The sequence below is a fragment of the Bacillus fungorum genome, from assembly GCF_002746455.1.
GTDB classification, from domain to species: Bacteria; Bacillota; Bacilli; order Bacillales; family Bacillaceae_G; genus Bacillus_A; species Bacillus_A fungorum.
Genome location: NZ_NWUW01000069.1, coordinates 1 through 7,307, shown reverse-complemented (window position 1 = coordinate 7,307; position 7,307 = coordinate 1). Strand labels below are relative to the sequence as shown.

General features: G+C 32.7%; 8 protein-coding genes and 2 pseudogenes. 2 read left to right on the top strand and 8 right to left on the bottom strand.

Features of this window, described 5'->3' with window-relative positions:
• From CO726_RS32200 to CO726_RS30110, 3 genes are all read right to left on the bottom strand, one after another.
• On the bottom strand, window positions 1-469 hold a 469-nt coding region (locus CO726_RS32200), incomplete at its 3' end, for an alpha-helical endospore appendage domain-containing protein (protein WP_483860606.1).
• 330 nt (window positions 470-799) lie between these two features.
• Entirely contained in the window at window positions 800-1,870 is a 1,071-nt protein-coding gene (locus CO726_RS30115) for a glycosyltransferase (RefSeq protein ID WP_099686745.1), read from the bottom strand.
• Window positions 1,871-2,347: 477 nt separating this feature from the next.
• Entirely contained in the window at window positions 2,348-2,665 is a 318-nt protein-coding gene (locus CO726_RS30110; RefSeq protein WP_099686744.1) for an alpha-helical endospore appendage domain-containing protein, read from the bottom strand.
• 356 nt (window positions 2,666-3,021) lie between these two features.
• On the opposite strand from CO726_RS30110, the gene CO726_RS30105 reads away from it, so the two are divergent.
• Together CO726_RS30105 and CO726_RS30100 are read left to right on the top strand one after the other, a co-directional pair.
• Window positions 3,022-3,282, top strand: a complete 261-nt coding sequence (locus CO726_RS30105; protein ID WP_099686743.1) for a hypothetical protein — start codon at window positions 3,022-3,024, stop codon at window positions 3,280-3,282.
• Window positions 3,283-3,660: 378 nt separating this feature from the next.
• Window positions 3,661-4,251, top strand: a complete 591-nt coding sequence (locus tag CO726_RS30100) for a hypothetical protein (protein WP_099686742.1) — start codon at window positions 3,661-3,663, stop codon at window positions 4,249-4,251.
• A gap of 464 nt (window positions 4,252-4,715) precedes the next feature.
• Here CO726_RS30100 and CO726_RS30095 read toward each other — a convergent pair whose 3' ends face one another.
• From CO726_RS30095 to CO726_RS32195, 5 genes and pseudogenes are all read right to left on the bottom strand, one after another.
• The gene (locus CO726_RS30095; protein ID WP_099686741.1) at window positions 4,716-4,934 is read right to left on the bottom strand and encodes a hypothetical protein; all 219 of its coding nucleotides are present in this window, start codon (window positions 4,932-4,934) and stop codon (window positions 4,716-4,718) included.
• Between the two features lie 14 nt (window positions 4,935-4,948).
• A pseudogene (locus tag CO726_RS30090) lies at window positions 4,949-5,148 on the bottom strand (helix-turn-helix transcriptional regulator).
• Between the two features lie 762 nt (window positions 5,149-5,910).
• Window positions 5,911-6,183, bottom strand: coding sequence for a hypothetical protein (locus tag CO726_RS30085; protein ID WP_099686740.1), 273 nt, complete (start codon window positions 6,181-6,183; stop codon window positions 5,911-5,913).
• A complete protein-coding gene (locus tag CO726_RS33345; protein WP_483860607.1) occupies window positions 6,162-6,341 on the bottom strand; it encodes an alpha-helical endospore appendage domain-containing protein in 180 nt (59 codons plus the stop codon). Before CO726_RS33345 ends, CO726_RS30085 begins: the two co-directional genes overlap by 22 nt.
• Window positions 6,342-6,477: 136 nt before the next feature.
• Window positions 6,478-7,307: pseudogene (locus tag CO726_RS32195) on the bottom strand (collagen-like repeat preface domain-containing protein); the annotation flags it as partial.

Genomic DNA, 7,307 nt, shown 5'->3' with positions numbered 1-7,307 from the left:
CTGTTGCTCCTGTTGCTCCTGTTGCTCCTGTTGCTCCTGTTGCTCCTGTTGCTCCTGTTGCTCCTGTTGCTCCTGTTGCTCCTGTTGCTCCTGTTGCTCCTGTTGCTCCTGTTGCTCCTGTTGCTCCTCCAGCTGGCCCCGTTGGACCTATAGGTCCAGGTGGTCCCGTTAATGTTGGTTCTTGTAAAATTGCTTCTAATTTTGCTTTTAAAAATATTTCTGTTTCTACTGCTCCCTGTAAAGTTGATTGTACACTTTTATTTAATTGAATTAATTGATCAAAAGTTGGCGGAGGGGAAAGACTTTGTGTTAATAACCCTAATGCATATTGAATTTTTTCTCCTTCTGCATTAATAATATGCGCCAGTCCTAATTCTTGCAAAGCTATTGATGAAAGGATTAAATTAATGGATTCTTCTCTCGTTAAACTAACAGTCGGAGTAATATTCGGTATGTTTGCCTGTGACATTCTCCTATCTCCTTTCTATATGAATACATTTTATTTAAATAAATACTATTACAATAAAACTCTATTATAAAATATGCAAAACATTATTTTGATGAGATAAGCTCTTACCTAATTTTATCAATAAATGAAACCCATTTTCTTCACGATTATACGTAGAGTACATTAATATGTATCTGAATTGGACAATTGATTTTAACTTCACCTCAAAACAAAAACAAATCATGGAATATAGCTAACACATTTCAAGCCATATCCCATGATTTAATTAGTTCAATTTTAATATTAAAAGCGTAAAATTTATTTTGTAATCTTTTAATTCATATGTGGTATTTATATTTTTTCCAAAGCTTCGACGGCCGGAGTATAATTAGGTACTAATGAAAGAGATTTCTGATAGGCTATTTTAGCCTCTTCTATCTTATTCATTTTTTCAAAACAAGATCCTTTATAAAACCAAGCTATGTGTCCACCAACCCCATGTAAAGTCAGATGTTTTAAATTTTTATCTCCCATCTTTATACAACTTTCAAAAACTTTTAGCGCTTCATTATATTGTTCTTTTAATAATAATATAACTCCTTTAAAAAAATGCAAATCTACATAATCAGGATACAAACGAATCGCAGATTCTATACCCGGCCATGCTCCTTCAATGCTTCCTAAACTTAAAAGTGTAGAATATTTTAATTTATACAACAACGAAGGTGGAAGCCGCTTATCTTTTATGAAATTTGCTATAGATTTATTAACATACTCAAATGCCTCTACATACTGCTTTTCCCGATAGTACTCACTGGCAATATGATACTCAATCCATGGACTATGGTTCTCTTTTTTTAATTCTTCTTTTAATAAAGTTAAGTTACGCTCCAATTTTTTTTTACTGATTACCTCTGAATCCAAATATCCATAATGATAAACCTTTATTGGAAGTACTTTAATTTCTTTTACTTCTCCCAGAACTTCTTCTACATTTAATGTTTCATGTATATTGTATATAAACTTAAACCCTTCATTATTTTTAAATAGACGAGTATGTGCAATATGAAAAGCCTGATGTATATCTTTTTGTTCTCCAATGTAATTAATTAAATGGATAGACCATATTTTTTCTTCTGACTGAGCTAAAAAATCCTTAATTTGTTTTTTATCCTCCAAATCCACTTCTTCATCTGCATCTAACCATAATATCCAATCTCCTGTTGCCTGTTTCAGGCTAAAATTTCTAGCATCCGAAAAGCTATTGTTCCACTCAAAATGAAAAATTTTCGCATTGAATGTTTCACAAATTTCTACTGTCTTATCTGTAGATCCTGTATCTACAATAATAATTTCATCAATAATGCCTTTTATACTTTCTAAACAATTCGCAATATTTTTTTCTTCATTTTTTACAATCATACACAAAGAAATTGTAGGATGCTTCAATAAAAACTCCTCCTTCTTTTCTGTGAATATTCATAATGACTTTATGATAAAAGGTATTAAAAGATAACGATTTTATAAAAAATGTAATGAGCATCTTTATACATTGAACTATCCCACATTCATTTCGTTTAGAAGTAGACATGGATGATTCCTAAGTAAAGATTTCTATATATATTGCAAAAATGCACATTATATAATTCTTCCCCTGCACCAAAAATTACTTTTCCACTTACCATTATATTATGGATTTTATACATTTTATTACGTTGTTTATTACACTTTAATCATTTTCCGTTTTCATTTTTTATTATCTAAAAGAAGCAAATTATAATGAAATGCACTCCCGATTGTTAGACCTAACAAACGGGAGTGCATTTTATTTACCCTAGTAAACAAATAATCTTAAATAGGCTATTCATTTAAAACGATGGTTCTCATTATAAGCTTTCATTATGGGAGTGGTGTCACACTAACTAAATCTAATACATTTTCCAATTTGAATTGTAAAAGCATTTCTTGCTTAACAACCGTTTGTAGTGTTTGACGAACACTATTATTTAGCGTTAACAAATCTGGTAATGTTGTTGGTGGAGGAGTAACACCAGTATCTAGTGTTCCTAACAAAAACTGAATTTTCTCTGCCTCACTATTAATAATATGGGCTAATGCTAATTCTTCAAGTGCAATTGAAGCCAAAATTAAAGAAATTGATTGACCAGGAGTAATTGCTATCGTTGGAGTTATATTAGGGATATTCGCTTGAGACATGCTCATCTTCCTTTCTGTTTTTAAAGTCTATACATCATACGAGTCGCTAAAGATTTTCGAGCCTGTCTACAGAGCCCGTATTTTTTTCAGACTCCAATACAACAAATTAAAACAATACAAACATGGCAGTAGCAATAATATCTTTTGAAAACTGCATTTACTGATCAGTAGCATCCAAACAACTCGTTTGTTAAATTGAGTACAAAACCTTTAGGTTTTATATAGTTTCGTCATTTTTTCAAAAAAAACAATAAATCTCTTTGTTCCTTCATTAGATTTCTCGGCATTTATAAATTTCTTTTTTTAGGTATTTTCCCCTTCTTCTGGAGTAAGTTGAAAATAAGGAGGAGATGTATATGAAATCAATTGGAATCGATCATAGTGACTTAACTATAATTGGTTTAACCGAGTACTCAAAAGCCCGTGCTCAACTTGTGACAAAATTATCAAACGGAGATTTTTCAGAATCATTTAAAAACCTTTTAGAACCCTTACCAAAAGAAAAACAACTTGAACTGTTGTATCATGAAGCAATTCTTGTAGCCGTCGCCAAAATGATCGATGCAAACAATCAAAAGCTTGTAATGCAATTAGAGTCAACGTCGCCAAATGAATAATTTTTTATCCCTTTTCAAAATTATTGAACAACCTCTTGTTCCTCAGAGGTTGTTCAATAATTTGCTTTGTATTTAATAAACTTTATTTTTGAAAGTACTATACTAATACTTCTGTTCAAATTCAAATGAGATGTTAAGAACTCCCCTAAAGCTTAAGAATTTCCTCATATTGATTAAAATAAATAAAAATTTCATAGTTTAGTATCATGATTGAGGCTAATATCATACCTTAAATCTAGGTATATTTTTATGATTCATTTAGAAACATAAAAATAATTCAATTTTTTCAAAATAAATAAAGCTCATGAACTTTATTTAAAAAACACACATTAAGGTAATGAATTTTATCAATTAAATTAGATAAAGAGGGGTTTTTTTATGTCACACGAAATATCCATGCTCTTAACACGTTATTATGTAAAACTTGGTATGTCAGCTGAAGAATACATTATTTTAAATTCTTATTTAAACCATTCTAAAATTGCTTATGGGCAGCAGGATTTGAATGAAGTAGCTGAAATGACAAATAAAACCTTAGATGAAGTTAAGTCTACCTTACAATTACTATTTGATAAAGGGCTCATTAGTAAAGATCCAATACACCATACAATAGATATATTAAAACTGCATCTTAAACTAATTAGTGTACAAAATGATTCAATATCTTTACACTCTTTAATTACTAAAAGTATTAAAAATTATCAATATTCTCATACTAAACAAAATATGCAACATTTTGGTCAGGTAACTCTTCTACCTCTTATAGAAGGAGGAATTGCTATTACACAAGGAACTCGCTATATACATGGTGAACTAATGTGGACAAAGCATCATATGCAGAAGTTATCGGAAGAACTATCTAAATTTCTAGATAAAACAGACCAAGAATGGATTAATAAATATAATGAAAAAATAAAGAACTTAAACCTCCCTACTACTCTAACTAAACTGCAAAATAAAAATGAATGACAACAAATTGAATACTATATAAAGTGCTTCATGGTAATCCAAAATACCTCAACTGCATAAGCGCCCCAAAAAAGATAAATACATCCCCTCTTACTAAATCATTATCTAACAGAAGAAATCATGAGATAGCATAAGTGACTATTTCATTTACACTAATACAAATTTGATAATCCGCTTTCTAAAAAGACAAGCTGGTTGATGCCAGAAAGATTTTTATTACCAAAGACAAAGTTCATTCTAAATATTATTGACGTTCAAGATTATGTCATGTTGTACCCTCACTAACACTTCCACGATGATTCATATAAGCTCATGGACTAAGGTACTCTTACCATAACCTTACTCGCCATACTATCTTAGCGCCTTATTCCTGACGACATATACTGGTTTACGTACAAACTAAAATCAATTCTTGCATCTTCGTACAATATTCGTTTTTCAGCGAACCAGTTAATTTGTAAGTCTTAACATTTATTGATTTTATAAATGGAAGAAACCCACATACTTTGAAAAATAATAATGGTAATGATACCTAAATATAGGATGTTGTACAACACATTATTTGTTTTATATTGAATTTCTCTCCCTCTTTCGTCTTTTGCTTCATCACTTAATTGAAATTTTATTATATACATCTGACTGATGAATATTAAAAATAAGAATAAAGATTTTAACCACAACATATGTCTCACTCCTCCTAATAATCGAACACGTCAGTTATTGATTTTTCAAATATATTTGCAATTTTAAAAGAAAGAATTAGAGAAGAATTATATTTATTTTTTCAAGAGTAGCGATAGTTTGACGACTAACACCCACTCTTTTTGCCAGTTCTTCTTGAGTCCAACCTTTTTCTGCTCGACAAACTACAATTTTATTATGTAACGATAGCAACAACTCTTGAAAAGATTGCAATTTATTTCTTACAATTAGTAAATTATTTTTCACAAAATGTTTTTTATTAGTAAAAATATCCCTTTATACAAAGGGATAAAGCTGTGCATCTTTTTTATAAACGGTATAACTTTATTTAAAACGGGACGACTTTATTTGAAAGATACATATACCTTAGAATTATCTATACATTTATTAAGTGCTCTTTCTAAAAAGAGAAATTAATCCTCACTGACTGTTTTTTCATTGCTATGTTCTGTGCAAGAGCATTTGAAGCTAACTTGAACTATTGTGTGAAATGCTAATAGTCTTTCATTCACTTAATTAACCTTGAATTAAAAATGGGCTAATTTGAATATTTTTCATAGCTGAATATAACTATTTTAATAATTCCAGTTCTCCTAGAGTCGGCAAGGCAACCGTAAATGTCTTGCCAACTCTTATGTTCACTTTAATTTTTCGTCTTCCTAATTACTTTATCCTAATAAATTTTCAATCTTTTATTCTATTTTTGCATCAGAACCCTTATAAGTTCTTTGACTTTTTGGCGAGCAGGATGATAACGCCACTCAATAACTTAGCTGAACACGTTGCATAATATATTGACTTGGTAAAGATCTAAGTTCGTTAGGAGAATAAAAAAATGACCATCCTTTCTTTTTAGATACATACTAAATAAAGATGGTCATTTTTTTTATTTTTTATGCCATTTTTATTATATTAACGTTAACTCCTTCTAAAGTAAGAGGCTGACCCGATGCACGACTATTTGTCCCGCCAACTAGTACTCCATTTAACTCCATTCGCACACTTGCCACTCCACCCACTTGGTATAAATGCTTGAAGTTCATAAGTGGCAAAATACGTCTGATTAGGTGATAACATAATATCTGTTGAACCTGGTACATGCGTAATTGCTGTTCCATTAATAAGATTATTCGTAGTTAAAGGAATAGCCGCTGTATTATTAACAGTTTGAGTTGCAAACGCAGTGATACGAGCATTATTAGCTGTTACTAGAGAACCTGATCCCCCCATACAGGGGTTTGTATCACACTATCCAGCTTACTTTGTAACAACATCTGTGTTTTGAGTGTACTTTGTATCGTTTTATTAACACTTTCATTGACTGCTAAAATTTCATCTAGCGTAGCAGCTGGCGATAACCCAGACAATGTTCCAAGTGCATACTGAATTTTTTCTGCCTCCGCATTAATAATATGAGCTAAACCTAATTCTTCTAAAGCAAACGTACTAAAATAGAAGTTTGTTAGGAATTAATTTACTTTTTAATACTCAATTTGTTTTAATTATCGTTAACTAAAACCATTTTTAAGCGAGCTTTATTACGTTTACAATAGTTCCATTTATAGTTTGGGTAACATTTTGATCACTGTTTAATGTTAATATATTGACCCCTGCTCCTGTATTAAACACCGCTCCTGCACTTAATGAACCAGTTGCAGGAAGAGAAGCTCCTGCATTTGAATTAGTGCTAGTACCAGGTATAAGATTTCCATTTAATTGAAGTGAAAACCCTATTTGTCCATTTGAGCTTCCTGCTGCTGTTTGAAAGTCAGCATAGTAAGTTTGATTTGGAGCCAAGATGATGTTTGTTGATCCAGGCACATGCGTAATCGCTGTTCCGTTAAGAGTAACATTTGTAGTAAGTGGAACATTTGCTTGTGGCGCCACATTTATCGTGGAAGCATTTACAAAACTACCATTATTAGCAGTAATAAGTGGACCGGATGTTCCTGTTGCTCCTGTTGGTCCTGTTGGTCCCGTCGGTCCTGTCGCCCCCGTTGCTCCGGATGTACCTGTTGCTCCCGTTGCTCCTGTTGCCCCGGATGTACCTGTTGCTCCTGTTGCTCCCGTTGCTCCTGTTGCCCCTGTTGCTCCTGTTGCTCCTGTTGCCCCTGTTGCTCCTGTTGCTCCTGTTGCCCCTGTTGCTCCTGTTGCTCCTGTTGCCCCTGTTGCTCCTGTTGCCCCTGTTGCCCCTGTTGCCCCTGTTGCCCCTGTTGCTCCTGTTGCCCCTGTTGCTCCTGTTGCTCCTGTTGCTCCTGTTGCTCCTGTTGCTCCTGTTGCTCCTGTTGCTCCTGTTGCTCCTGTTGCTCCTGTTGCTCCTGTTGCTCCTGTTGCTCCTGTTGCTCCTGTTGCTC